We start from the raw sequence: 24,511 nt of genomic DNA on the forward strand, positions 1-24,511 counted from the left end.
TTATTAATCCCAACCAAACTTTTAAATACCTTCGAGAGGAAGGGGAGTCGACCATCATGAGGGAAATTGCCGCATCAAAAAAGAAAAAAGATAAGGACTTAATGAAAAAGGAGAGATGGAGGCAGGAGTTGCTTTATTCAGACCCTATTTTTTTTCGGCCCCTTAAAGCAAGGCGGAAAAAAGCTTATTTACAGTGATGGTATGAGTATCTTATATCTTCTTAAATAGAATCGAGATTGTTACATGAGGATAAAATACACATCTTTGAATTAAGAAGTGCTCCACTAAACCCCTGGGAGGATTCAAGGAAAAAGTTAAGCTTTAGGTATAAACCTGTGCAGAAGGTTATAGGATTATATGCTTCTAAGCAGCTCTTTACCCAACTACAAGCTTAAAAAATTATAGCTTTGTCATAAAGAGATAATATATTAATGCTTTTCCTGGACAAAATCCAAAAAACCTTTTTCAGCATTGACAGAAACTAGCTTAACTTTCAACCGATCTCCTACCTCAATATTTTGATAGCCATTGATAAGCTTGCCTTCAATGGCGGTACTAATCAGTCGGATCCAGTTACCCTTTTCTCCTTTACCTGTTAGAAAAGCATCAAAAGTTTTACCGATTGCATCTTCTAGATATAAAGCTAATACGGATTTCATTACACTGCGCTTGGCTTTGTCTGCACATATTTCTTTTTCTGTGCATGTTTGAAGCATGGTTTGCAAAACAGAAAGAGAATAAGGGCAAGCTTGATTTACAAGGCGGGCTTTAAGCAGACGTTGCACAATCAGATCTGAATAACGTCTATTAGGGGCAGTAGCATGCGTATAGGGCGCTAAGGTTAAGCCAAAATGTTGGTTGGGTTTATCAGCAGGGGATTGTACGGTATATGCGCCCCGTCCTAAAAGCTTGATAATCACTAAAAATAAATCACGAGCATTTAAAGGATCCTCAGCACGCATTTTAATTAGAAAATTTTCAAGAGCTTTTGAATCAGGGTTAAGAGGGAGAGGAAATTTATGTTTATCAGCAATTTGTACAATGCGCTCCCAGTGTTTGGGGTGACAAATAACCCGTTTAATTATCGGGCACTTAGTTTTTTGTAGAAATAAAGTGATACAGGTATTAGCGGCAACCATTAAATTTTCTATTAATTCACGCGCACGATTAATTTTTACCTCTTGAAGATCTACTACCTGGCCTTCTTTTATAATGGGTTGCGGATCGTAAGTTTCCCATGTTAAGAAGCCTAAAGATTGGCGATGTTTTTTCAGGCGTTGAGCTACTTCATCTTGCAAGCGTATCTGAGAAGCCAACTCTTTTATTTTTTGAATAGGCTCGGGAGGTAAAGCTCCCGTTTCCAACCACGCATCCACACTATTATAAGCAAGTTTAGCATAATTAAAAACGTAGCTTTGAAACAGATGATAATCCACTACTCTACCTGATTCCTCTACATCCATTTGAACTACAATAGAGGCTCTCTTTTCATTAGGATTAAGCGAGGTTAAATTAGTGGATAACTTCTCTGGCAGCATAGGAAAGACGATCATGGGCATATAAACAGAGGTGGTGTTTGCCAGAGCATGTCGATCAAGAGGCGTATCTTTTTTAACTAACGCATCTACATCCGCAATGGCTACATATACTCTTATTAAATGATCGTTTATACGCTCTGCATAGGTTAACTGGTCCAAATCTAATGAATCATCATTATCAATTGAAAACCACAGTTTATTAGTCATGTCACTACGTTCATTAGAGCTATCAAGTACTAGAGCTGGTAGTCTATTTAACTGAGCCTGTACTTTTGAAGGGAAATCAGGAGATAACCCTTTAGCTAGCATGGCCTGACGGGCAATTTCTAATAAATTTACCTGGGAATTCATTAATTTTTGCATAGCTTTGAAAATTTAAATGAAAATGTTAAAAAGTTATGATATAACAAGGATAGAATTTCCGTGCTAATTTATTTTTCGGGTTTATCGAATAAATTTTTTAACCTAAAGAGAATTGTATGCTAAAAATAATTTTAAAAACTTGTTTTTTTCTTTTTACTTTTTTACTTTTTTATTCTCCTTCTCTAGATGCTATTATGGTAGCCAATAAAGTTGAAGTGCATTTATCTATTGAAGATAGCGCAATGCCCCAGGTTATCGTTACTTCTGTTAAATTTAATGAAGAAGATATGGATTTAACACCAAAAAGCTTTATGAATCGTAGGGTATCAAAAGTTTTTAAGCTTTTACCAGGCCAGTACGTGATTCAATGGACCACACAAAAAGCTGGTGACGCATGGGGGGGAGAAAAAGAAACAAAACAGCATCAGCGGATGATTATTATAGAAATAAGTGATGCGGTGGTGTACATAAATATACGTGGGGAAGTTTTAGCGACATATTAGCCAGTGTCCTTCTTGCACTCATAAAACTTTTTATAGGCTATAAAAAAATTGACGAGTTATAAAGCAACAAATTGTTAAATAGCTTTCTTTGCCTTTTAAACTATTATATGCTTTTGAGCTGCTTTTTATAAAAATGCAGCTATTGTATAATCATCTTCCCAAGGTAGAGAGGTAGCTTTTAAAGAATTAGGTATTCAGACTCAAGTTTTTTGAAGCACGCTATTTACTAACATTTGCGTTCTTGCTGGATTTATAGCTATTATATTAAGTACATGGCCAGAAAAAATACTTAAAGATTGCTATTTAATCAACGGCTGCTTAGAAAGCTGATCTTAACTTCATCATCCCATGAGCATATAAAAAGATTGAAGCGTGAGTGCCTTTGCTTGATTTCTATACCCTCCTCTTTGATAAGCTCCTATTGCTCTTTAATCTTTCCATTCTATTCTTTGCATGAGCCTGTTCTTTAGGTAAAGATTAAATGAATAAAAAGCTTTAGTAGTTCTAAATTATTTAACCATTATCATTTCAAATTGAAGAATAGAGTCTTTTGTCTGGATGTCTTTATACACATGAAGGGTTTTAAGGGGACAGTCTTGATCAGCTTTTACCTGAGCAATCAAAAAATTTAAATCAGCAATAATCTCCTTTAACTGATCATAGTTTTTTGTATGATGATAAGAGGTAAGGGGAGGATAATGAAAAGCTAGGGCAGCAAAGGCATGCTGGTAGATCTGATTAAGATTTTCTCCATTAATTAGATAAACAGTCTGATTAGGATACTTAATTTCCTGAAAAGGGGGAATAAATGAATAGGACCATAGAGGATGATAGTTTAAGTGACCTAAACTAGCATAAAGATGAAGTGACTGCGTTAGCATGGGTAAAGGCATAAAAGCTGCTTGCCACTCTTTTTGATCAAAAGGTTTTCTGGATAGGGTTACATGACACAGCCAATCTTTATGGTTGTCTCGCAGGGGATACTGATGCATACTTAGCCAATTTAAAAGCTTGTGGCGATACTCCCTTAATTCTTTACTTTCATCATACCAATCAAATTTCCAAGCTACGACATTAGGATGGTGAAAAGGTAAAAAAAGGCATTCATTAAAAGCTCCTACTAGGCCTACTCTGAAGGAAGGGTGGGGAAAGGCATGTTGAAACAGAGCAGAAAGAGAAATTTCTCCTACAAAAGCTAAGGTAGCATGACGTGTGTGAGGATCTAAAACACGCCCCTTAGGCAATTTTTCAGGCCAAGGAGCCTTAACTTCGAGAGCAAAAAACACACGTTTTTCATCTGCTTTCTTGTTGATAATGCTTACCTATCTTAAATTTTAATATAAGCAAAGAGCCTACTTGATAAGTAAACTTTCAAATATGGACTCCATGATTATTACTCTATCAAAAAATATAACTTTACTGCAAAGGTGAGCATTACCGGCCATCGACGTAACTTTATGCCTCCTAATTTGTGGGCAATATTGATCAAAGTCAAGACGATGAGGGCGGGGTATAATGTCTCTAAAATAGGAGCTAAAAAGGTAGCAATACCGGAAAATTCTCTGGTAGATACCCCGAAAGCAATAAGTAAAGTGAACAGAAGGGAAAGAGAGGAATGAATACTTTCTCGGCAGACTTGTTGCTTGAAAAAATCGGCAAAAAGAGAGGTCAATACCACGGCAGTAGTAAAACATGCCAAGATAACAGCAGAGCAGACAACAGGGGCAGAGAGAGCTCCAAGGGTTTTTTGAGAGATAATTCCTAGAAGCATTTGGGGAGCTATTCCCTTTAAATCGGAAGCAAAAGCCGCTCCCAAGTAAACAAGTCCACAGTAGACTATAGCAAGTAGGCCACCGCCAAGTAAAGCTGATTTTATAAACACTTTAACAAGCTGACTATTATCAGAAGTAGCCGAAAAATGATTGGAGAGATGCTTTATAACAAAAGTCGAAAAAAAGAAGGCAGCTAGAAGATCCATCGTTTGATAACCTTGCAAAGCTCCCTCGTGGAAAGCAGACCAGTAGTTTGGATTGTAAGGCTCCAATAGCTGGCCATACCACATACCTGCTACAATAATTGCTAATAAAAGAAGCAGTAAAAAAGGGGTTAAAGCAGAACCTAAGAAAGGAATAAGCTGACTTTTATTTGTTGTGAGCAAAAAGAGGATGCCGCAAAAAGCTAGGCTGAAAACAATAAGAGAACAGTCAGGGAAAAGCAGCGTAAAGCTTCCATGAGCTACTGTAATGCAACGAGCAAGTACACCAAAAGGCCCCATCAAAGATAAAGCAATAAGAGGAAACCAAAATTTTGCAAAGCTTCCCATCGTGCCTAAAAATTCATTTGTTTCCCCTTTGTATAAAAGCATAGCAAAAACGCCTAAGAAAGGAACAAGTACGCCTGTAAAAATAATACCTAATGAAGAAATTAAATAATGGCCTTGACTTTCGATACCTACAAGTAAGGGAAAAACTAGATTTCCTGAACCAAAAAACATAGCAAATAGCGCAAATCCAGTACTCACAAACAAAAACTTCGTATTCATTTTATTCCTATTGATAGTCGAGGGTATAGGCAGAAAGCTTACCTTGCTATTTGCACTTTAAACGATAAATATAAGTATGAAGAAAAGTATATATTTTGGCAGCTAACTGCCAATAAGAGGAATAAAAGTTTCAGACAAAAGATAGGTAAATTTTTTCATAGAAATTAAATTAGCAAATCTCTTTAATTTCAGTCAATCACCTAATTTCTAATAGATTTGATCGGGAAAAAACAAAACTTTTAGATAGGCGGAGCCTCAAGTGTTAGAGAGTTATATAAAGGGCTTTGAAATCTAACATTATTATTTAAAGCAATCTTTTCTTTTTCATTAGTTTTTTCCTTTTGGCTACCCTTATTTCGATGATAAATATAAAAACCTACTCTTATTAATATAGGTAGAGCGACGATGGAGATAGCCGCAACAATTGGAGATAGCCCAGCAGCCATTAAATTGACAAAATCATGTTTTTGTATAGAGGTGGTCGTCCACAAAGCGGACAAAGCATATAAGAAATGCTGGCTGATGGTGCTGAGAGTAGCTGTTTTAAGATATCTGCTAAGCTCAGGATGAGATTTACTTAATGCAAGAGAAGCACTGTAACCCGCAGTGGCTGCTAAAACTGCTAAAGCAGGGCCTGCAGCTACGATTAGCAATTCAGAATTAGCGCGTCCGATATATTGCCCTATCGTAGTTAAAGATCTAACGTAGTAAGTGGTTTGACCGCCATTAAAAGGAGTAATAGAAACGTTTACCAGAGGATTTTTTATTAAAATTTTTGCAGCTAGGGCATGCCCTCCCTCATGTACGATTACCTCGCGTGTATTAGCATCCACTAACTGACGAAAAGCTGTGGGAATAAGAGCGTTGATAAAACCTACCCAAGAGGTAAATTGTGTTTTCTTTTCAACTGCCTTCCTAGAAGTAGAATGCTTTAGCTGAAATACACGGAAGATACAGTATGCTCGTGCTAACCTCAGCAACGTAGTAATAGCCAAACTGGCAATCGTAGAAAGCAGTAGCGTGGCCATACCTAATGGAGTAGCTACAAACAAGCAAGCTAATCCAGTAAAAGATAAAGCTATGGCTAACTCAAGCAAACTTTTTTTTACGATTTCTTTAATGAGGGCTGTTTTTAACGCTTGGCACGGATTATAATTTCTTTGTATGGGCGATTGAAGCTGCTTGCGTGCGAAATTTAAATGATACGGTTCTCTAGGAACATTTAAAATACTAGCCATAGTTGAGAAATCCTTACATCAATGAAGGTTATATAATTCAGGAAACTATATATATAAAGGAAATTAAACTAAATAAAAAAAACGAATTGCATTTAATAGAGTTCTATTAAAATTGGCACTTGCCAAAAAAAAGTTGAGATGGCATCAGGTAAGCCAACTAACAAAGAGGTACACAATGAGAAAATATCAGCTTTCACTCCGTAGGGCAGCAATGACTTTACTATTTTTTCCTCTATCTGTGAGCATACAAACGTTAAGCTTTGCCCTTCCTTTGACTAGCTTATATCAACTGCATGCGGCTAGTGTACAATCATTTACGGACGCAGATTTAAAGCAAGAATTGCGCCGCTTAAAGCAGGAGCCTCCCATTCCAAGCATGCCTATAACACGCGAGTCTTCCTCCTCTAATGACAGCAAAGATCCGCCTGCAGCTTTCAAGTACCCTTCTCTCACCCTCGAGCAAACTAAGCAGGTAAACCAGGAGATAAATATGCGAGTTAAAGAGGCCGAACAGCTTATGCAAAACCAATGGAGAGTCGTACAAGATAAAACAAGAATGCCTATGAGCATTGATAAAGTTCAGCTAGAAAATGCTATCACTAACTTAGAAGTAAAAAAAACGTTAGCCGCTAAATTTATCAATTCACCCTCTCTTAAAAGTCCAAAAGTACGAGAGATACTCATACAAGTTCTTAGCAAAGATCTAATCCAAGCCTCTGATTTAGCTGCTTTACAAAATATAGTAGATAGAGAAAGGCCTTATACTTATCCTTGATTTCCTAATTTAAAAAAGAAATTATTCTTTGAAGTATAAAAGAAAATTTGATGGAGGCAACATGAGGCTGGCCAGGCAAGATTGGCGCTGCTTTATAGAATCGGGGAGCCTAATTCGCCTAAATAAAGATAATTATTTGATTGGCTGGGGAACACGTACCTGGTTAGAAAACATTTATGAGTCACCAAGCCCTTTTTTTTATTTTCCTGATTTTTTTCTATCCTCCCCTTGCCCTTGGTTCCAGCACAAATATACAGCTATCGTCAGCTACCATGAACTTCTAGCCGCTATGCATACATATCCCGCTACGCCTCTACCTTTAAGCTGGAAAAATCCTTACTTAGCTCATTTTGAAAATACTTGTAAAGAATTGCACACTCATTTTTACAATAAAAAATTAAAAAAAGCTGTGCCCTATATATTTGAAGAAAGTTTAAGCACTATGACACCAGATAGATTAGGCAGTTCTCTTAAGCATTTAATTAATTATGTAAAAGATCAGCAACTCCATGTATATGGATATTGGGAAGAGACAGAAGGAATATTAGGAGCTTCTCCTGAAATATTATTCAACTATCATAATGCTTCTGAAGGGCTGATCGAAACAGTAGCTTGCGCAGGTACTAAAAGATATAGGGACTCTGACTCTATTTTCATCCAGGATTCAAAGGAATTATATGAGCATCAGGTGGTCATTGAAGGCATACAAGAATCTTTATCTTCTTTAGGAGTAGTAACCATTGGAGAATTACAAATATTACAGCTTCCTAAAATTTCTCATCTTATGACACCTATCCAATTGAAAATGAAGGGACCTTCAAATTTTTTAGCCCTTGTAAAAGCTTTACATCCTACGCCTGCGTTAGGGGCTTTTCCTAAAGAAGAAGGGAGGAAATGGTTACATTTATACAATGACAAGATCGATCGCTGGCGTTATGGTGCCCCTGTAGGCTGCCTTTTCGATAATAAAAGGCAAGCTAGATGCATTGTAGGCATTCGTAATGTTCAATGGAATAGCCAAGGGGCAAAAATTGGAGCAGGCTGTGGAATTGTACCCGCTAGCCAATGGCACCATGAATGGCAAGAAATTAATTTAAAGCTTCTTTCGACCAAAGAGATGATAGCATTATGAATATGGACCTCCTTCCTAAGAAAGATAATGAAAAGCTAGTTATACAAGTCCTGCAAGAGCTGATTTATAGAGGTGTTAAAGAAATATGTATCTGCCCTGGCGGCCGTAATGTCCCTTTTATCACTGCTTTGGAGAAAACGGAGCAGTTTAAACTTTATTATTGGCCCGAAGAACGTTCAGCTGCATTTTTTGCTTTAGGGCGTAGCAAGCTTATGCATCGCCCCACAGCAGTTTTAACTACCTCGGGAACAGCAGTCGGTGAGCTTTTGCCAGCTGCCATGGAGGCTTATTATACTGGCATACCTTTGATTTTATTAACAGCCGATCGCCCCCGCCGTTTTCGCGGCACAGGATCGCCCCAGACAGCTGAGCAAGTAGGCATATTTGGCCATTATGCTGTCTTTGAACAAGACATTGCCGCTGGCGAGCCCTGTACACTTCAAAAGTGGAAACAAAATGGGGCAGCTCATATAAATGTTTGCTTAGAAGAACCCCTCAATCAAAATTTTAGCGCATGGGAAGAGCTAGATAATAGATGTACAAAAGTGGCCCATCAAAAGGGGGACATAGAGGCTGCAAAAGCAGCTCTGGATCAATTTATCCAAAAAAATAAATATCCTTTTGTAGTGGTGGGGGGGCTATCTTGCCAGGCAAGGCCAGCTACCGTAAAATTTTTAGCTGATTATCAAGCTCCTGTTTATCTAGAAGCAGCCTCAGGCCTACGAGAAAATCCTTACTTGCGTACGCTAAGCATAACGCGAGGTGATAACATATGGAAGGCCGCTGAAAAGGCAGGCTATCCAATTGATGGGATTTTACGCATAGGTGGCATTCCCACCTTCCGTCTATGGCGCGATTTAGAAGAGCTTAAAGGTAGAATAAACGTTTGTTCGATCAGCGAATTACCTTTCCCAGGTTTAAGCTGGGGCTTAAACTACTCGGTATCCTTGCACGAATTTTTTTCTGTTTATCAATATAGCTATGCTATAAATAAATCTTGTAGCTCATGGCTAAAGGAAGACCAGCGTTATCAAAGTAAACTTTTAGCATTATTAAAAGAAGAGCCTCAATCTGAGGCTTCTCTTATTTATCATTTATCTAAGCAAATTGCCTCTTCCTCCTTAGTGTACTTGGGCAATAGCCTGCCCATACGAGAATGGGACGCTTATGCCACACGAGAGGAAGAACATGAAAATATTTTTGCTAATCGTGGATTGAATGGTATTGATGGTCAACTTTCTACTTTTCTAGGAATGTGTTCTTGCCGCCAGCAAAATTGGGGGATTATGGGCGATTTAACCACTCTTTATGATCTTGCAGCACCTTGGATATTAGAACAGTTGAAAGAAATAGATCTTAATCTCCTGGTCATTAATAATGGTGGGGGGAAAATTTTTGCCCACTTGCACGCAAATAAACGGATACAAAACCAACATTGCCTTCGTTTTAAAGCTCTTGCAGATTTATGGAATATGCGCTATGAGCATTACACCCATCTACCCAACAGTATATCTTATGGGGGACACCGGTTGGTTGAAATTGTGCCAAATGAACAAGCAACTATGCGCTTTTGGAATTGTGTAGAAAGTTTATGACTAAAATTCATGCCCTTCATGGTTTTTTAGGCCTTCCCACCGATTGGCAAAGGTTTAACCTTCCTAATTTACATGCATATAGCCTTAGACACTCTTCTCTTGCTCCTGCTGCTGATGGGCTATGGGGATGGGCCAAGCGTTTTAACCGTTTGGCTCAGCCAAGGCATGATGACATTCTAATGGGCTATTCGTTAGGAGGAAGGTTAGCAATGCATGCTTTAGTGGATAATCCTAACCAGTGGCGTGCAGGAATTATCATCTCAGCTCACCCAGGATTGACTTCCAAAAAAGAGAAGATAAGGAGACTACAAGCTGATAAGGCCTGGGCCGATCGTTTTGGAAATGATCCCTGGCAAGATGTTATACGAGATTGGAATTGCCAAGCTGTTTTCGGGGGTAAAAGCTTTCCGGTCAAGCGCTCAGAACATCAGTTTTTACGTAAAAATTTACAAGATCAACTGAGGTTTTTTTCCACAGGCCATCAGGATGACTTATCTGAAGCTTTAAAAGGCTTGCCCCTTCCTATCCTTTGGATCAGCGGACAATTAGACACCAAATTTTTAGCTAAGGCGCATGAACTTACTTTTTCTCATCCCTTATCACGTGTGGAGAGCATCGCGCATGCTGGACATCGAGCTCTCTGGGAGCAATCCATTCTTTTTCTTAAAATTATTCAATCATTTATTCAAGAGGTTTTATCATGTCCGTAACGTCATTTCTTTGGACGTCTATTAAACAATATGTGGATATCAAATTAGAAAGAACAGAAGAGGGTATTGCTAAAATAACTATCAATCGTCCTGAGGTACGCAATGCCTTTCGGCCCGAGACTGTTATAGAAATGCAAGATGCTTTTGAAGTCTGCCGTAATGAATCTTCTATTGGTGTTGTTATATTAACAGGGGAGGGAAAAGAGGCTTTCTGTGCTGGTGGCGACCAACGCGTTAGAGGAGATGAAGGGTATATCGGCGCCGATGGAGTGGCTCGTCTCAATGTATTGGATTTACAAAAGCAGATTCGTTCTTTACCTAAGCCTGTTGTGGCTATGGTAGCAGGCTATGCTATAGGAGGAGGACATGTCCTACATATAGTATGTGATTTGACTATCGCTAGCGATAACGCTCGTTTTGGGCAAGTGGGTCCACGTGTAGGCTCTTTTGATGGAGGCTTAGGCTGCAGCTATTTAGCTCGTATTGTCGGCCAAAAGAAAGCGCGTGAGATTTGGTATCTTTGCCGCCAATATAATGCGCAGCAAGCCTTAGAAATGGGGCTGGTAAATTGTGTGGTTCCTTATGAAGAGCTCGAACAAGAAACTATTCGCTGGTGCCGCGAAATGCTACAGCATTCTCCTCTAGCATTACGCTGTTTAAAATCGGCTCTTAATGCCGATTGCGACGGCCAAGTGGGCCTTTTAGAACTGGCCGGAAATGCTACAATGTTATATTACATGACTGAAGAAGCCCAAGAAGGAAAAAAAGCTTTTTTAGAAAAACGGCCACCTGATTTTTCTACTTTTCCTAGGCTGCCTTAAAAGAATAAAAGGTTATTTAAATGATGAATGGTAACTTTCTTAAAAAGCCAGCTAGATGGCAGGCTTTTACTTGGGCTGCTCGCCCTAAGACATTGATATTAGTTGTTGTTCCTATCTTTGTCGGAACTTTACTTGCCCTTAATTATACTTCCTATTTTAAAGGAATAGCGTTTGCTTCAGCTTTGCTAGCAGGCCTTTTCATTCAAGTCGCTGTAAATCTAATTAATGATGCTCTCGATTTTAAAAAAGGGGCTGATAACGCAGCGAGATTAGGGCCGGAGCGCGCGACACAAAAAGGCTGGCTGAGTTTCCATGAAGTATTATATGGCGGATATTTTTGTCTAGCTCTGGCCTTTATAATAGGCATGCCTATGATCATGCAAGGCGGTATCCTTTTTTTAATTTTGCTTATCGTTGCCTCGATACTAGCTTACGGCTATACGGGGGGGCCCTTTCCCTTAGCTTATTATGGGCTAGGAGAATTTTTTGTGATAATTTTTTTTGGAATTATAGGAACCCAAGCGGGTTTTTATTTGCAAGCTGGTAAAGTTTCAGAAAAAGCTTTTTTGGCTGGTTTGCAGATTGGTTTATTAGCAGCCGCAGTTAATGCTATCAATAATCTACGGGATATAGAGAGTGATGAAAAGGCAAAAAAAATAACGGTTGCAGTAAAATTTGGGAAAACTTTTGCCCGTTTAGAGATCACCCTTTTAATTCTTTTGCCTTATTTTTTAAGCTTGCTTTGGAGTGATCTAGGGTTTTACAAGGCCGGACTCTTGCCCTTCGTGACCTTGCCTTTAGGTTTTACTCTTATACGCTGCATTTGGTTTTATGAACCCTCTAAAATCTATAATACTTTTCTAGGAATGGCTGCTTTATTAAACCTATTCTTTGGGGTGTGCTTGTCGCTAGGCTTTTGGTTGCAATGAAAATCCAACATTCCTTTTATGAATTAACTAGCAAACAGCCTATTCAATCAAAAATCCTTCACTCTTTAAGGCGCGGAGCGTTGTTGAAAGTAACTTTTGAAGATGGTATTGTAGGCTATGCAGACTGCCACCCCTGGGAAGAGCTAGGCGATTTATCTTTGCAGCAGCAACTTGATTTATTGCAAAAGGGAAAATGTACACGTCTAACAGCCCAATCTATTTATTTTGCTCACGCGGATGCAAAAGCGCGCGCGAATAAACGAAATTTATTAGAAAGTGTTAAAATTCCTATGAGCCATTATCTGATGGCTCATTTGGATGCCTCCAGTATTGTTAATCTTCAAAAGGCGTGGAAAAATGGCTTTACTTTTTTTAAAGTAAAATTAGGTCATAATCTTTCTTTAGAAGAAGATATCTTTGCAGAGATGGCTCATTTGTTTCCTAATGCCAAATGGCGATTAGACTTTAATGCTAAATTAAATGCAGAACAATTTTGGTCCTTCATGGAACGCTTACCTGTTCCTAAAACATCTATTGATTACATAGAAGATCCCTTTCCTTTTACCTATAAAGCTTGGAAAAAAGCATTTGAAACCTTCAAGGTGCCTTTAGCAGCGGATGAATTTTTTAAAAGCGCCTATGGACAGCCTGAAGCTGCCCAGGTATTGATCATGAAGCCAGCTATACAAAGATTGAAGCAGGTAGATATTAGACAGCGTTTGATAGTAACTTCTTATTTGGATCATCCTTTAGGGCAAATGAGTGCAGCTTATATAGCTTCACTTACTACATCAGAGCCCTGCGGGCTCTTATCTCATCATATTTATCAGGATAATCCTTTTTCAGAAAGGATAAACAATCGGGGCCCCTTTTTACAACCTGTACAAGGTTATGGTCTGGGCTTTGATGAGCTTCTTGCAAGCCAACATTTTGAATAAACCTTAGCTGTCATTTTGGAAATTGTTTTTTTATTAAAAAAATTTAACATCTAATCCTTATAAGGAAATTTTGAGGGCATAATAAAGACCTATGGCCCATCATAAAAATATTAAAAGTTAAAGATTTTTTATCTAATAAAGTAATCGATCACGGCCCGAGGAGGAGGGGGCTGCTTAAGAGCTTAAGGATAAGTGAATGATGTAAATCAAAATTTATAACTCTTTTTTTTGCAAAAGAATAATAATATATTTCTCATCAAAAAATGTATGTTACTGGGCTAGTTTTTTATGAAGAGATTAGTGGTTGACTTAAGCTCTTCTTAAAGAATAAAATAAGAGTCAAGGAATATTAAATAAATATTATAAATCATCTATCAATAATAGGTGAGACTACGTTCAATATGATGCCGTCCCCTTTTTCTCTCGCTAAAATTTTATCTACTACTAATCAAGCCAATCTTCATCATCCTTTAATGTATGCTAAAGGCAGTCTTGATAGCTTGCCTAATGAATTGCTGCTACATATTTTTTCCTTTTTGTCTGTTAAGGACTCCTCTGTTGCTCACCGCGTAAATACCAAATGGTATCAGCTATTTTCAGAAAAAATGCATTGGCGACATCTTTTCAAACAAAATTTTCCTCACCTATATTCTCTATCAGAAAAATTAGAAATTCATCCCAAAGATCAACTAGCAGCTCAAGCCAATATAAAAGCTGGTCGTGTACAAAGAATCTTACATATAGGAGGGGCAAGAAATGATTTAGGGTCTGGCTACTTATTATGTTCTGCAGACGGTCAATTAGTTGCCACTTTAAATTATTTTGACAGCTTTGGATTTAAGCCTTGCATCTGGGAAGTAAAAGCTGGAAAGCTTTTATATACTTTGGAAAATTTCCAGAAAAAAAAGGTGCTTATGGCTTTTTCTCCAAATAATGAATGGATAGCCACTGGCTCTGATGACCATACACCTTTTATTTGGAATATAAAAACAGGAGAGTTCTTACGTGCTTTGAAAGGACATAAGCAAGACATAACCACACTAGTGTTTTCCTCAAATAGCCAGCTAATTGCCACAAGCTCTGCTGACCATGCTGCTCGCATATGGAGAGTTGAAACAGGCGAATGTCTTCATACCTTACAAGGACATCTCCTCTCTGTCACTAGCCTAGCTTTTTCTCCAGATGATAAGCTGATTGTCACAGCGTCTGATGATCATACTGTTCGCCTTTGGGAAATAGAGAGTGGTAAGTGCATATGGGAGTTAGAAGAGCTTCAGCCAGTTGTGAGGGTAGCTTTTTCCCCAAACGGCAGGTGGATTGTTACAAATACTGCACCGCCTACTTATTTGCAAATGGAAGCAGATGGCTTTATCAAGCTCTGGAATGCTCGCACGGGAGCATACAAGCATACCTTTGGAAAAAATTTGGCTCAAAATGCTAACTTTTTGTTTTCTCCGGATGGTAAGTGGCTTGTCGTAAGTGAATATGATGATCATAGCATTTGCCTTTGGGAAGTCGAAACTGGAAAATGTATGCATACCTGGGCAGGACTTATTGGGAATAGCCATGTAGCATTTTCTCCGGACAGCAACTTGATAGCAATAGCAATCGGCGTATATGACAAGAGTATTCACTTTTGGGAAATAGAAACAGGAACATATCTATATACCTTGCCAATCGATGTTTTCTATTGCGCATCTATAAAATTCTCCCCTAATGCAGGGCATTTTTTCGTTAATAACCAAATGTTTGATTTTTTCCCCCAGGAAAAGGCTATTTTACCTTCCAATAGAGGGTAGCTAGCAGCTCAATAGGCGAAGAAGAACCCCATAGTCTAAGATAGATTAATAAAGTAGATAGGCTTAGCTGCAAAAAATTAAGGCAAATCATGAGCAGATGAGAAAAAAAGTAGGATAGTAATAAATTTTTCTTTCATGGATTTGATAAAGAGATTTAATAAAACTAATGAGCGCGATGCAGTCTTCCATAATTCTCTATAATTTAAAAGTGGTTATATTATATAGCAGTGTATTTAAACAGCAGAGGTTGCCTGGAAGTTAACTTTCTTTGCTGTTCTATTAAATTGGCATGCTCAGCCTCTTTTATCTCCTTTAAAATTATTATTTTAGCCATTTTTTCCTCATATTCTTCTTTAATTTTCAGCGGCTCTTTTATAGACTTCTTTGCCCACCACCACAGCTTGGCATTTTCTTCTATACGAAGCTGGTTTTCAAATAATTGGCTCGTGCATTCTTCATCTAAGTCTGCAAGCTGAGAGGCTAGATGGCCAATATCTTTTAATAGCTCATCAATTTGGTGGTTTAATTCCATCTTTTTTGCCTTTATAGCATCATCCTCAAACGAGCTATGCTCAGAAGCAAAAGATTGTTTAACCAATATACTTGCTTCACTAGACTCAAAAATAAAAGTTTCCTGGCAAACATTCACCTTCTCCTCTTGGAATTCAGGGAAAGCATGGCTATCAATCTCTTGAGGGGCGAAGGGGAGTGTAGTGTCTCCAGCCTCCTCTGCAGCTTCATAATTGACCTCAGCTTTTTCGTGTTCAATATCTGCGAGGTTAGCATTAAAAATGGCTAGCGAAGTGTTACCCTCATGAAAGGTAGTTAAAATTGTGATATTTTGTGGATATATCGAAGGTTCTGGGTTTGCTACCTGTTTCTCTCGCATCGCTTCATTCAAGAGGAAGTCATCTCTCTTGCTATCAACTTCATTGTTAGCTAAATTATTTTTACAGACATCGGAGATACTTTCACTGGAAATCTTCCGGTCTAAATGATCTAAAAAGCCGATAGGTTTACTTAATTTTTCAAGCTCGGCGTTGGCCTGCTCTTTCGAATAGCTCCTGTGTAATTTATACGCTTGTCTTTCTTCTTCTACGCTTAGGTTATTGGTTTCCAAGTGTTTCTTAAAAAGAACTATACACGGCTTTTGGGGATGGCGAGCCATGTAGGCAAACCTTTCTAGATTATCTTTAATAATTAGCTTAGCTTTTCTGTAAGCTTTTGAAAATATTTCTAAAACAAAATCCATGATGGTATTCCATAAGCCTACTCTTACTTTAGATAGAGTACGGCTAACTACACGTTCTCCTAAGGTTCCGTGGTTAACAATACATTTAGTCTCGTCGAGAAATATCTCTTTTTCTTTTAAGGCAATTTGAAATTTTTGATAGGAATTAATCTTAATATATTTATCTAACATACAAAGCCTTGGGTATAATATTCGGCTAAATTATAGAATAGAATATTTATTTTAATATATTTTATGGTTTTAAATGGATAGTATTTATTTGAGTAGCCGATAAAACAAAGATTATTTTAAGTCTTAGGCTTACTATAAAATAGTAAAAAGGCTTTCTTAATTTTTCAAGGGAGAACTAAAATACTTCTACCGAGAAAGAGATCATTTTCCTATTTTTTGCTTGAGAAGATGGATAACAATGAGATAATAGTAATCTTTCATCAAGTTAAAGCTTTCCTAATATATTTTTATATAGGTATGGGCGTTGTTGCGTAAATGCTAAGAAGTGTATGCGATAAGATTGCTCTTTAACACATAAGAGCTGTAAAATTTAGTTTGCTTAAACAAAAATATAGGCAGGCTATGGAAAAAAAGCTTAACTATCGCATACGTAACTGGTCCGATTATAACAAAGCTTTAGAACAAAGAGGAAGCATAACTTTATGGTTTTCGGATGAAACCATTAAAGGATGGAGGGAAAATAAAAGCACGGGGAAGAAGGGCCGTCCAAGAATTTACTCTGCTGACGCTATCCTATGCGTGTTGATGATTAGAGCGGTTTATCATTTACCCCTCCGTGCTGTGCGAGGGTTTGTGTCATCGCTGATTACTTTGCTGGCTTTGGGATTGCCTGTTCCTTGTTATACCCGCATTTGTAGGCGTGCTAAAGAGCTTGGGCAAGAGCTTACAAAGCTAAGCCGTAAGCGTCCGACAGACATAGTCTTTGATTCCACTGGAGTGAAAGTTTATGGTGAAGGAGAGTGGAAAGTACGCCAGCATGGCAAAGTAAAGCGGAGGACTTGGAGAAAGATTCACTTAAGCGTTTGCCCAGACTCGCATGAGATTATTTTGAGTGAATTAACAACTAGCAATAAAGCTGATGATTTAGTGGCGAGCCAAATGATCCCCAAGCTGCCAAAGAGCGTAAAGACCACTTACGGAGATGGTGCTTATGATAGACAAGCTTTCTATCGATCCTCTTATGTTCGGGGGATAGATCCTGTAGTGCCTCCAAGAAGAGGAGGAAGGCTAAGCCAAGAGACGGACAAACCTTGGATGAAAAAAAGGAATGATAACTTAAAAGTCATTCAAGGCTTGGGTGGAGATAATGAGGCTAGGCAGCTTTGGAAAAAGCTTAGTGGCTATCATAGAAGATCGCTTGCCGAAACGGCGATGTAGCGTTTTAAAAGAAGCTTTGGAGGAGATTTTCGCTCTAGGAAGCTAGACTATCAGCGAGCAGAATTATATGCTAAATCTTTGGCGATGAACAAGATGACAAAACTTGGAATGCCCCAAGGACAATGGGTACTAACTTGATAAGCCTTTAAACAGATCAACTATTAGGTCATTTACGCAACAAGGCCATAGGTATGGCAAAAAGCATAAAGAAATTTAAATTTTATAATCATCTGATAGCTAACCTATGATTAAGATTAACTGGCAGTCTGCTGAATCGCATCTATTGTTAAATCCTCGTCTCCCTGTAATAAAACCTTCGCTCTGGGAGACAGGAAAAATGCTTATCAATAAATTTGAGAGGCATATATGGTTAACCACCTCGGGATCCTCGCAACAAAAACTGGTGGCCCTTTCTAAAGATGCTTTATTAGCTTCTGCCCAAGCAGTTAACCATCATCTTCAGGCTACCTCAACGGACATTTGGATTAATCCTTTACCTTTATTTCATGTGGGAGGTCTAGCTATCCAAGCACGTGGGTATTTAAGCGGAGCAGCAGTTGACACTTTCGCTACAAAATGGTCAGTGCGGCATTTTTATGAAATGCTTTTAGCTAAAAAAGGAACATTAACTGCTCTTGTGCCTGCACAAGTTTATGATCTAGTGGTCAATAAATTACCAGCCCCTAAAAGCTTGCGTGCAGTTATAGTAGGAGGAGGGGCGCTACAAGGATCCTTGTATACCCAAGCACGTGAATTAGGTTGGCCCTTGCTGCCTAGCTACGGATTAACTGAATGCTCTTCTCAGGTGGCCACGGCTAGTTTACATAGCCTTTCTACTTCTCAATTTCCCCCCTTAGAAATCCTTCCTCATGTACAAGTCAAAACAAATGAGAAAGGATGCTTTTGTCTTTCTAGCCCTGCTTTATTAACTGCTTATGCCTCTTTTAAAGCAGAGGAGTGGCAGCTTATCTATCCTGTAGCAGAGGGGTGGCTTGTTACTGAAGATGTCGGCACCCTACATCACAATCTTTTAAAGTTAAAGGGCAGAAAAGGGGATTTCATAAAAATTGGAGGAGAAAATGTAGAAGTAGGACGCTTGGAAGAAATTTTGGAAGGAATAAAGTTAGAGCAAGGCATCCATACAGATATGGTGCTAGGAGCTATTCCAGATGAGCGGTTAGGGTATGCCATTCATTTATTTAGCACTACTCCTTTAGTACAATCTGTGCAAACTTTATATGATCAACGCGTACTGCCATTTGAACGTATTAGAAAGGTGCATATTTTACAAGCCATTCCCCGCTCACCTCTCAAAAAATTGTTAAGAGGGGAGTTAATTCGCCTTGCATCCCAGTCTTATTAACATAATAAGCTCAAAATCAAGGGCTTGCGTAAGTGATATTTAAGGTTTCCTCCCGCAGAGATATATTTTCTACCTAAGCCTAAAAGCCATTTCTTCTCTATAGAAGAGAATCATTGAAACGTACGAAGAAGCTTCTTTGACTATAAAACAGCCCAAAATTAAAATTTTATCACTTAAAAAAGCTCCCTCCTTTTTAAAAAGAAAATAAAGCCTTTATCAACTGCCTTCCTTACTTAAAAGCATAGGAGAGTGTAAAGAAGTAAGCTAAAAGCTTTTTAATTACCTTTTTTAGCGACCAGAATGGTAGCGATGCCGCCCATAAGGGTAATCACAGAAGTTTGCTTAAATCCTGCTATTTTAAGCATGCTCTCTAATTCTTGAGGGGATATGAATGAACGAATGCTATTACACAAATATTCATAGGCTTTGCGATTAGAAGTTACTAATTGGCCCATGATAGGCAAAATAGTTTTTAAATATAATTTATGTCCAGCCTTTATCAATGGCTGTGTAGGTTGCGTAAGTTCTAAAATCCCTACGGTGCCTCCAGTATTTAGCACCCGATAAATTTCATTAAAACATTGCTGAGGGTGGGGAATATTACGGATCCCATAGGCTAGCGTAACGCTTTCAATAGATTCCTCAGCCAAAGGGATTTTCTGAGCATCGGCTTGCAAATAAGTAAGGGTATGAGGTTGAAGATTTAAATGGTTCGCTCTTTCTTTAGCACAATAAAGCATTTCTGGACAAAAGTCTAGTAGGTAAGCCTTACAAGGTAAAGAGCGCTTATTTAAATATTTAAAAGCAATTTCTCCAGTGCCACAGCATAAGTCTAAGTAAGTGGAAGGGTTTTGGTTTTTCATTACAGCCCAAATAAGTTTTTTGTTCCACAATCTATGCATTTGAAAAGAAAGTATAGCATTAGTTTTATCATATTGCTGAGCGATGCTCCCAAACATTTGCTGAAGAGACTCTGGATTATCCTTATTGTAAAAGTTCATCTTTTTTTCCTCCTCTCTTACATAGCCCACAAGAGGCGCTCTCCTCTGTACATTTCTCTTTTTGTAATTGCCTAGGAGTACGGCCGCAAGCCCCAGGCTTAATTTTTATTCTGCCTGTGAACCACCAGCTAATTCCTAGCAAAGCAAGAGAAATTAAGACAATGACAAAAGCTATGAAGACAGTAAGCATTAAATTAGACATGCAAAAACCTTGTTAAATATCTATTAGGGATAATAGAGCCTAGCATGTAAAGCGTAAAGAGATAAATTAAATTTCATCAAGGCGAGAATAAAGATTTGGAGCCTTCCATCCTTTTTTATCCTCTCTTTATCTTTTAGGCTTAGAATTACTTAAGCTTATCAAGTCAGTTTAAGTTTTAAAAATTTAATAGTTCAAGAATTAAAAAGGCTAGTTTTTGAGTAAACCTGTAGCTAAGCCTTCGCCCAGAGGTGTTTTAAGAAATTTATGCAAAAAGTTAGGATGATTTTAAAACTTATGTTCTTCTTTCTTAGGATAGCATTTATAAATTCAAGGGCAGGGAAGGGCAGAGCTTTCGATAGAAAAAGCTAAACCCTACTACCTTTATATAATAAGGAGTAATAAAGCTTAGCTATTAGCTCAATTTTGAATTTTAAAATTAAAAAAAACTTGAATGCTGACATAGTCACACATTTTTAATCATCCCTTGCTTAATAAGCTTTGTGCTTTTTCCTAAACAAGATCGCTTATCTAGAAATGTAGGTGTGCAGTTTTAAAAGAGTGAAGCTTTTGTTTTTTATTCGTCATCATCCTCATCATCTTCATAATCAAAATCATTATCCTCTTCCTCTTCTTCAGCAATCTTGAGAGATTCTAATTTTACGGTAGGCTTAGCATTTTTAGAAACGGGGCGTTTAGGTGCACTAGGGACATAATCTACCCAGATGGGAGAAGACCAAGCCATGTGGCCATCTTCTTGCACCACTCTAATATAATAAAAAACAAAGGGCGGTTTTTTATCTTTGCTAGCTACTGTAACGGTCTCTAAAGGAGTCATATCATCAAAGGTAAAATCTAAGCTGTAGCTTTCCGGATGAAAAGATTTAAGAACTTTTCCATTGCGTATAATTTCCACAGATTTTAAGCGGGTAGTGCCGGCAACAAAGCCTGAGATATGTCTATTAATAAGTAGTCCATGCTTTTGAGCGGTAGAAATCTCGCTACCCATTGGCATACCTGCTATATATAAACCAACAATAATTCTCTCTCCAGTGGTGGCATAACAAGAACGTGTATAAAGAGCTTCAGCTAAAGAAGCACGGGTATGCTCCGCGGCAATAATTGCTGTTAACCCGGGAGAATATTGGACCTGATCTCCTTCAAAAAAAGGTGCATAAATACCACGATCATCCAAGCCTCCTGCCACGAATCCAAAGCGACAATTATTTAAAAGAGCTTTTTGAATAGAGCCTTCTGCACTTTCTTGCACTCCTACTTTTCCATGCGATTGGATGGGACGTAAATTCCCTTCTTTCTTCAGACATTCAGAAGAGCCCCAAGCATTGTAAATTTCTACCACTCTTTCATAGTCTGGATCAAAATTTTTGAAGTTATATTCATAACCTTTGCCCATAGTAAAAGTAGGGATAGAGATAATTTCTTTAGGAGAAAAACTTTTATAAATCTTTTTAAGAGTACTATATTTAGCATCTTTTTTACGTAAAGGTTGTTTATGGTCTTTAGTGAAGACAATTTGCCGTGTTCCTTCTTCTTCAGGGATTCCAGACCACTGAGTTCCTAGAAAGGTAGTAAAACGATCATTTTCATCAAACTCTAAGAGGTTTTGGCTAATAAGCTTCCACATCTCATTAGAAGTCTCCTCCTGACTTTCAAATGGAGAGGCTCCAAAGAAATTCATCCCCTTATCATCTCGAAAGTGACGTAAACAATTCTCAATATTTTCTGTGGAGTCAATTCTTTCTGATTCGCCATGCAAGATTCCCCAAAAAACACTTTTATTATTATCTGCAAAACATTTAATAGGAGGAGATTGGAAGACTTGCTGCGTATAGGTATTTAAAAGCCGGATCGTATAGATACCTGGCTCATTAAAGTAAAGATTAGGAAGAGCAATAAAGCCAGTTTCAGGAACAAATAATTTCCAATTGAGATTTTCGCGTAAATGTTCATAAGAAAGCTCTATGAGTGTTTCGTCAGGTGCATCACTGGTTAAATTTCCATATTGATCTTCAAAGCGCACGATAACATCAAAGCGTTTATTACGCGTAACATAAGAAGGAGCTACTACGCGAATCGAACAGAGAGTATTGCCTTTTATATCTAAGCAAAACACTTCTGGTTCACCATAGTTTCCTTGCCCGGTTGGATCTATATAAATATTGAATGGTCGCCTACGTTGAGAATTTGTCTGGGCCCGATTGCCTTCTTTATTAGCTTTTTTAATATCGGTAGTACCAATCACTATAGTAAAGTTGCTACCGGCTTCTAAGGCACTGGGTAGAATAAATTCAAAATCCGGGGTAAAGTGAGCTGCTGAGGATACTTCCTTTGCGGAAATTATTTTGCCACTTTCAAGCTCTCCATAGATAATATTGGTTATCTTTTTGACATTAGAGCTTGGAATTTGCCAATCGATATCTCGACCATTACTCAGCATATCAAATTTTAGGCGTGTACCTTTAGGAAGAGAGGTGGCAGAAGTATAAACAAACTTCCAATTATTAACTTCTCCCGCTTGAGCAGAGGCCGGTTCACAATAGCAAATAGATCGACGCATGTTATGTTACTCCCTAAATTTCTATAGAACTATACCATTATGAGAGATGTCTTTTTCTTTTTCAAGGGTGATGTGCACCTTGTGTTTTTTAAGTGGTTTTAAAAAAAATGCTTTTAATAAAACATATACTTACTAACCGTAAGAAAAGTTAGAAGGTGATATTCAAGTAATTATTAATATTAAAAAAAATATTTCTAGCTATGAATGTATCTCGCTAATTAAAACTGGCACTTTATATCAATGAGCCAATCACATGTATACGTATTTAAATTGTCCATGAATTTCTCCTTCTATGTCATGAATTTCTTGACTCTCAAAACGCTTTGGTACAATATTACGGATATTAATGAAAAAATCCGCTATTTTGTACCATGAAAAAAAAATCAAAGCTTGAATTAGCACTTGCAGCATTTCGGAAGCAAGGAGGAATTCTTACTATGTCGGAAGCTATTGCTATAGGTATACATCGACGGGAACTTTATACCCTTCGAGATAGAGGAGATTTAGAAATTGTTAGCAGAGGCTTATATCGATTAGTCGAAATGCCTGCCCCTTCTTTGCCTGACTTTATTCCCGTTGCTAAAAAGATTCCAAGGGGGGTCATTTGTCTTATTTCTGCTCTAGCATTTCATGAGATCACTACTCAAATTCCTCACTTCGTTTACGTTGCTTTACCAAGTCAGACCCATAAGCCTGCCATCTCTTACCCACCCATGCGCTATTTTTGGTATACTGAAGAGCTACTAAAAACAGGAGTTCAAGAACACGCAATTGATGGGTGTATATTTAAGATTTTTGACATAGAAAAAACCTTGGTTGATTGTGTGAAATTTCGCAACAAAATCGGCATGGATGTCGTTCTTGAGGCGCTAAAGATGTATTGGCACAGCAGAAAGACAAATTTAGATAAACTCTTTGAATATGCTAAATTATTTCGTGTTAAGAAGATTCTAAAGCCAATTATGGAGACGATTGTCAGTGGATAAAGCTGTTGAAAAACCTAGAAAGAATCTTGGCGAGTCGATACGTCAACGGTTAAAGAATCTATCGGAGCAAAGAAATCGGCCATTTGATGAAATTCTCCGCTACTATGCTATAGAACGATTTTTGTATCGCCTTAGCCTTAGTCCTTATGCAGAGAAATTTTTTCTTAAAGGTGGCCTCATGCTGAAAGTCTGGGATTCAATGGATCATCGCGCCACTATGGATATCGATCTACTTGCTAGAACATCTAACCAGATTGATAATTTACAACGCATCATTACAGAAGTTTCAGGAATGAGTTGCGAGGAAGATGGGATCTCTTTTGACACGCAAAAACTCATACTTCGTAATACACAAACTGGTGGGGATTACAACGGTGTAAGTAGTAGTTTCTCGGCAAAGTTATTCACGACAAAAATGCCTGTTCTTATTGACATTGGATTTAATGATGTCATCATCCCCAAACCTCAGCGTATTCAATATCCCACGCTTCTTGGAATGCCAAAACCAGTCTTGCTAGGCTATACTTTAGAAACTGTTATAGCGGAAAAACTAGAATCAATTGTAAAGCTTGCTCTTGTGAATACTCGGATGAAAGATTTTTACGATCTCTGGACTATCTTAAGACATCATGAAATTAAACCCGAAAAGTTAAATGTTGCCCTTCGCGAAGTGTTTGCAAACCGCAAAACTCCTTTACAGCGTCCGATAGCATTTACACGGGCCTTTTATGACACCAAGGAAACTCAGCAACGTTGGAATAACTTTCTTTCTACCATGGGTAAACAGGAAGTTAAATTTGAGGATGTCATTTTGGAGCTATCAAAATACATAAATAATTTTTTTGAAAACTGATCAATCT

General features: G+C 38.0%; 21 protein-coding genes. 13 read left to right on the forward strand and 8 right to left on the reverse strand.

The annotated features are described in order from the left end of the window. Positions 1 to 428: 428 nt before the first annotated feature. Entirely contained in the window at positions 429 to 1,889 is a 1,461-nt protein-coding gene (locus TY21_RS04020; RefSeq protein WP_042239108.1) for an RNB domain-containing ribonuclease, read from the reverse strand. Between the two features lie 128 nt (positions 1,890 to 2,017). Here TY21_RS04020 and TY21_RS04025 point away from each other — a divergent pair, with 128 nt between their 5' ends. Continuing rightward, a complete protein-coding gene (locus TY21_RS04025) occupies positions 2,018 to 2,404 on the forward strand; it encodes a hypothetical protein (protein WP_042239106.1) in 387 nt (128 codons plus the stop codon). 509 nt (positions 2,405 to 2,913) lie between these two features. On the opposite strand, the gene TY21_RS04030 is transcribed toward TY21_RS04025, so the two are convergent. From TY21_RS04030 to TY21_RS04040, 3 genes are all read right to left on the reverse strand, one after another. Then, a complete protein-coding gene (locus TY21_RS04030; RefSeq protein ID WP_042239103.1) occupies positions 2,914 to 3,690 on the reverse strand; it encodes a 2'-5' RNA ligase family protein in 777 nt (258 codons plus the stop codon). 107 nt (positions 3,691 to 3,797) lie between these two features. Continuing rightward, positions 3,798 to 4,946 carry a branched-chain amino acid transport system II carrier protein gene (locus TY21_RS04035; RefSeq protein ID WP_042239100.1) on the reverse strand — a complete coding sequence of 383 codons (1,149 nt, stop codon included), beginning with the start codon at positions 4,944 to 4,946 and terminating at the stop codon, positions 3,798 to 3,800. 239 nt (positions 4,947 to 5,185) lie between these two features. Continuing rightward, positions 5,186 to 6,184 carry a hypothetical protein gene (locus tag TY21_RS04040; RefSeq protein ID WP_042239097.1) on the reverse strand — a complete coding sequence of 333 codons (999 nt, stop codon included), beginning with the start codon at positions 6,182 to 6,184 and terminating at the stop codon, positions 5,186 to 5,188. Positions 6,185 to 6,359: 175 nt separating this feature from the next. On the opposite strand from TY21_RS04040, the gene TY21_RS04045 reads away from it, so the two are divergent. The 8 genes from TY21_RS04045 (at position 6,360) to TY21_RS04080 (ending at position 14,883) form a co-directional block, all read left to right on the forward strand. After that, positions 6,360 to 6,959 (forward strand): hypothetical protein, encoded by a 600-nt coding sequence (locus TY21_RS04045; RefSeq protein WP_052354326.1) that lies wholly within the window; start codon positions 6,360 to 6,362, stop codon positions 6,957 to 6,959. 61 nt (positions 6,960 to 7,020) lie between these two features. Next, on the forward strand, positions 7,021 to 8,091 hold the full coding sequence (locus TY21_RS04050) for a chorismate-binding protein (RefSeq protein ID WP_042239093.1): 1,071 nt from the start codon (positions 7,021 to 7,023) through the stop codon (positions 8,089 to 8,091). Beyond that, positions 8,088 to 9,686: a 2-succinyl-5-enolpyruvyl-6-hydroxy-3-cyclohexene-1-carboxylic-acid synthase gene (gene menD, locus TY21_RS04055; protein WP_052354324.1), complete on the forward strand. Its 1,599-nt coding sequence runs from the start codon at positions 8,088 to 8,090 to the stop codon at positions 9,684 to 9,686. The genes TY21_RS04050 and menD overlap by 4 nt, the downstream gene beginning before the upstream one ends. Next, positions 9,683 to 10,396, forward strand: coding sequence for an alpha/beta fold hydrolase (locus TY21_RS04060; protein WP_052354322.1), 714 nt, complete (start codon positions 9,683 to 9,685; stop codon positions 10,394 to 10,396). The genes menD and TY21_RS04060 overlap by 4 nt, the downstream gene beginning before the upstream one ends. Further along, positions 10,387 to 11,217, forward strand: coding sequence for a 1,4-dihydroxy-2-naphthoyl-CoA synthase (menB, locus tag TY21_RS04065; RefSeq protein WP_042239090.1), 831 nt, complete (start codon positions 10,387 to 10,389; stop codon positions 11,215 to 11,217). The genes TY21_RS04060 and menB overlap by 10 nt, the downstream gene beginning before the upstream one ends. A 20-nt stretch (positions 11,218 to 11,237) precedes the next feature. Continuing rightward, positions 11,238 to 12,146 (forward strand): 1,4-dihydroxy-2-naphthoate octaprenyltransferase, encoded by a 909-nt coding sequence (gene menA, locus TY21_RS04070; RefSeq protein ID WP_042239087.1) that lies wholly within the window; start codon positions 11,238 to 11,240, stop codon positions 12,144 to 12,146. After that, a complete protein-coding gene (locus TY21_RS04075) occupies positions 12,143 to 13,084 on the forward strand; it encodes an enolase C-terminal domain-like protein (protein WP_042239084.1) in 942 nt (313 codons plus the stop codon). Before menA ends, TY21_RS04075 begins: the two co-directional genes overlap by 4 nt. Before the next feature lie 401 nt (positions 13,085 to 13,485). Beyond that, positions 13,486 to 14,883 carry an F-box/WD40 repeat-containing protein gene (locus tag TY21_RS04080; RefSeq protein WP_042239081.1) on the forward strand — a complete coding sequence of 466 codons (1,398 nt, stop codon included), beginning with the start codon at positions 13,486 to 13,488 and terminating at the stop codon, positions 14,881 to 14,883. A 217-nt stretch (positions 14,884 to 15,100) separates the two neighbouring features. Here TY21_RS04080 and TY21_RS04085 read toward each other — a convergent pair whose 3' ends face one another. Then, complete coding sequence (locus TY21_RS04085; RefSeq protein ID WP_042239079.1) at positions 15,101 to 16,306, reverse strand: hypothetical protein; 1,206 nt, start codon at positions 16,304 to 16,306, stop codon at positions 15,101 to 15,103. 402 nt (positions 16,307 to 16,708) lie between these two features. Here TY21_RS04085 and TY21_RS04090 point away from each other — a divergent pair, with 402 nt between their 5' ends. Next, positions 16,709 to 17,524, forward strand: a complete 816-nt coding sequence (locus TY21_RS04090; protein ID WP_052354319.1) for an IS5 family transposase — start codon at positions 16,709 to 16,711, stop codon at positions 17,522 to 17,524. Positions 17,525 to 17,768: 244 nt separating this feature from the next. Continuing rightward, complete coding sequence (locus TY21_RS04095; protein ID WP_052354318.1) at positions 17,769 to 18,887, forward strand: AMP-binding protein; 1,119 nt, start codon at positions 17,769 to 17,771, stop codon at positions 18,885 to 18,887. A 275-nt stretch (positions 18,888 to 19,162) separates the two neighbouring features. Here the strand turns inward: TY21_RS04095 and ubiE are convergent, their stop codons facing one another. The 3 genes from ubiE to TY21_RS04110 all read right to left on the reverse strand — a co-directional run bounded on the left by ubiE (position 19,163) and on the right by TY21_RS04110 (position 22,665). Then, complete coding sequence (gene ubiE / locus TY21_RS04100; protein WP_042239077.1) at positions 19,163 to 19,888, reverse strand: bifunctional demethylmenaquinone methyltransferase/2-methoxy-6-polyprenyl-1,4-benzoquinol methylase UbiE; 726 nt, start codon at positions 19,886 to 19,888, stop codon at positions 19,163 to 19,165. After that, on the reverse strand, positions 19,872 to 20,090 hold the full coding sequence (locus TY21_RS04105; protein WP_039384729.1) for a hypothetical protein: 219 nt from the start codon (positions 20,088 to 20,090) through the stop codon (positions 19,872 to 19,874). The genes ubiE and TY21_RS04105 overlap by 17 nt, the downstream gene beginning before the upstream one ends. A 574-nt stretch (positions 20,091 to 20,664) precedes the next feature. Next, the gene (locus TY21_RS04110; protein ID WP_042239073.1) at positions 20,665 to 22,665 is read right to left on the reverse strand and encodes a DUF3604 domain-containing protein; all 2,001 of its coding nucleotides are present in this window, start codon (positions 22,663 to 22,665) and stop codon (positions 20,665 to 20,667) included. Between the two features lie 371 nt (positions 22,666 to 23,036). Here TY21_RS04110 and TY21_RS04115 point away from each other — a divergent pair, with 371 nt between their 5' ends. Both TY21_RS04115 and TY21_RS04120 read left to right on the forward strand, forming a co-directional pair. Next, positions 23,037 to 23,651 carry a type IV toxin-antitoxin system AbiEi family antitoxin domain-containing protein gene (locus TY21_RS04115; RefSeq protein WP_042239070.1) on the forward strand — a complete coding sequence of 205 codons (615 nt, stop codon included), beginning with the start codon at positions 23,037 to 23,039 and terminating at the stop codon, positions 23,649 to 23,651. Then, positions 23,644 to 24,504 (forward strand): nucleotidyl transferase AbiEii/AbiGii toxin family protein, encoded by an 861-nt coding sequence (locus TY21_RS04120; RefSeq protein WP_042239067.1) that lies wholly within the window; start codon positions 23,644 to 23,646, stop codon positions 24,502 to 24,504. Before TY21_RS04115 ends, TY21_RS04120 begins: the two co-directional genes overlap by 8 nt. Positions 24,505 to 24,511 lie beyond the last annotated feature (7 nt).

Source organism: Neochlamydia sp. S13 (assembly GCF_000648235.2).
Taxonomy (GTDB): domain Bacteria; phylum Chlamydiota; class Chlamydiia; order Chlamydiales; family Parachlamydiaceae; genus Neochlamydia.

Bases quoted from the DNA above. Each gene is read 5' to 3' on its own strand.
- TY21_RS04115 (WP_042239070.1), top strand. From the start codon at position 23,037: ATGAAAAAAAAATCAAAGCTTGAATTAGCACTTGCAGCATTTCGGAAG.
- TY21_RS04095 (WP_052354318.1), top strand. From the start codon at position 17,769: ATGATTAAGATTAACTGGCAGTCTGCTGAATCGCATCTATTGTTAAAT.
- menD (WP_052354324.1), top strand. From the start codon at position 8,088: ATGAATATGGACCTCCTTCCTAAGAAAGATAATGAAAAGCTAGTTATA.
- menA (WP_042239087.1), top strand. From the start codon at position 11,238: ATGATGAATGGTAACTTTCTTAAAAAGCCAGCTAGATGGCAGGCTTTT.
- TY21_RS04090 (WP_052354319.1), top strand. From the start codon at position 16,709: ATGGAAAAAAAGCTTAACTATCGCATACGTAACTGGTCCGATTATAAC.
- ubiE (WP_042239077.1), bottom strand. From the start codon at position 19,888: ATGAACTTTTACAATAAGGATAATCCAGAGTCTCTTCAGCAAATGTTT.
- TY21_RS04060 (WP_052354322.1), top strand. From the start codon at position 9,683: ATGACTAAAATTCATGCCCTTCATGGTTTTTTAGGCCTTCCCACCGAT.
- TY21_RS04110 (WP_042239073.1), bottom strand. From the start codon at position 22,665: ATGCGTCGATCTATTTGCTATTGTGAACCGGCCTCTGCTCAAGCGGGA.
- TY21_RS04085 (WP_042239079.1), bottom strand. From the start codon at position 16,306: ATGTTAGATAAATATATTAAGATTAATTCCTATCAAAAATTTCAAATT.
- TY21_RS04080 (WP_042239081.1), top strand. From the start codon at position 13,486: ATGATGCCGTCCCCTTTTTCTCTCGCTAAAATTTTATCTACTACTAAT.
- TY21_RS04045 (WP_052354326.1), top strand. From the start codon at position 6,360: ATGAGAAAATATCAGCTTTCACTCCGTAGGGCAGCAATGACTTTACTA.
- TY21_RS04025 (WP_042239106.1), top strand. From the start codon at position 2,018: ATGCTAAAAATAATTTTAAAAACTTGTTTTTTTCTTTTTACTTTTTTA.
- menB (WP_042239090.1), top strand. From the start codon at position 10,387: ATGTCCGTAACGTCATTTCTTTGGACGTCTATTAAACAATATGTGGAT.
- TY21_RS04035 (WP_042239100.1), bottom strand. From the start codon at position 4,946: ATGAATACGAAGTTTTTGTTTGTGAGTACTGGATTTGCGCTATTTGCT.
- TY21_RS04040 (WP_042239097.1), bottom strand. From the start codon at position 6,184: ATGGCTAGTATTTTAAATGTTCCTAGAGAACCGTATCATTTAAATTTC.
- TY21_RS04050 (WP_042239093.1), top strand. From the start codon at position 7,021: ATGAGGCTGGCCAGGCAAGATTGGCGCTGCTTTATAGAATCGGGGAGC.
- TY21_RS04020 (WP_042239108.1), bottom strand. From the start codon at position 1,889: ATGAATTCCCAGGTAAATTTATTAGAAATTGCCCGTCAGGCCATGCTA.
- TY21_RS04075 (WP_042239084.1), top strand. From the start codon at position 12,143: ATGAAAATCCAACATTCCTTTTATGAATTAACTAGCAAACAGCCTATT.
- TY21_RS04105 (WP_039384729.1), bottom strand. From the start codon at position 20,090: ATGTCTAATTTAATGCTTACTGTCTTCATAGCTTTTGTCATTGTCTTA.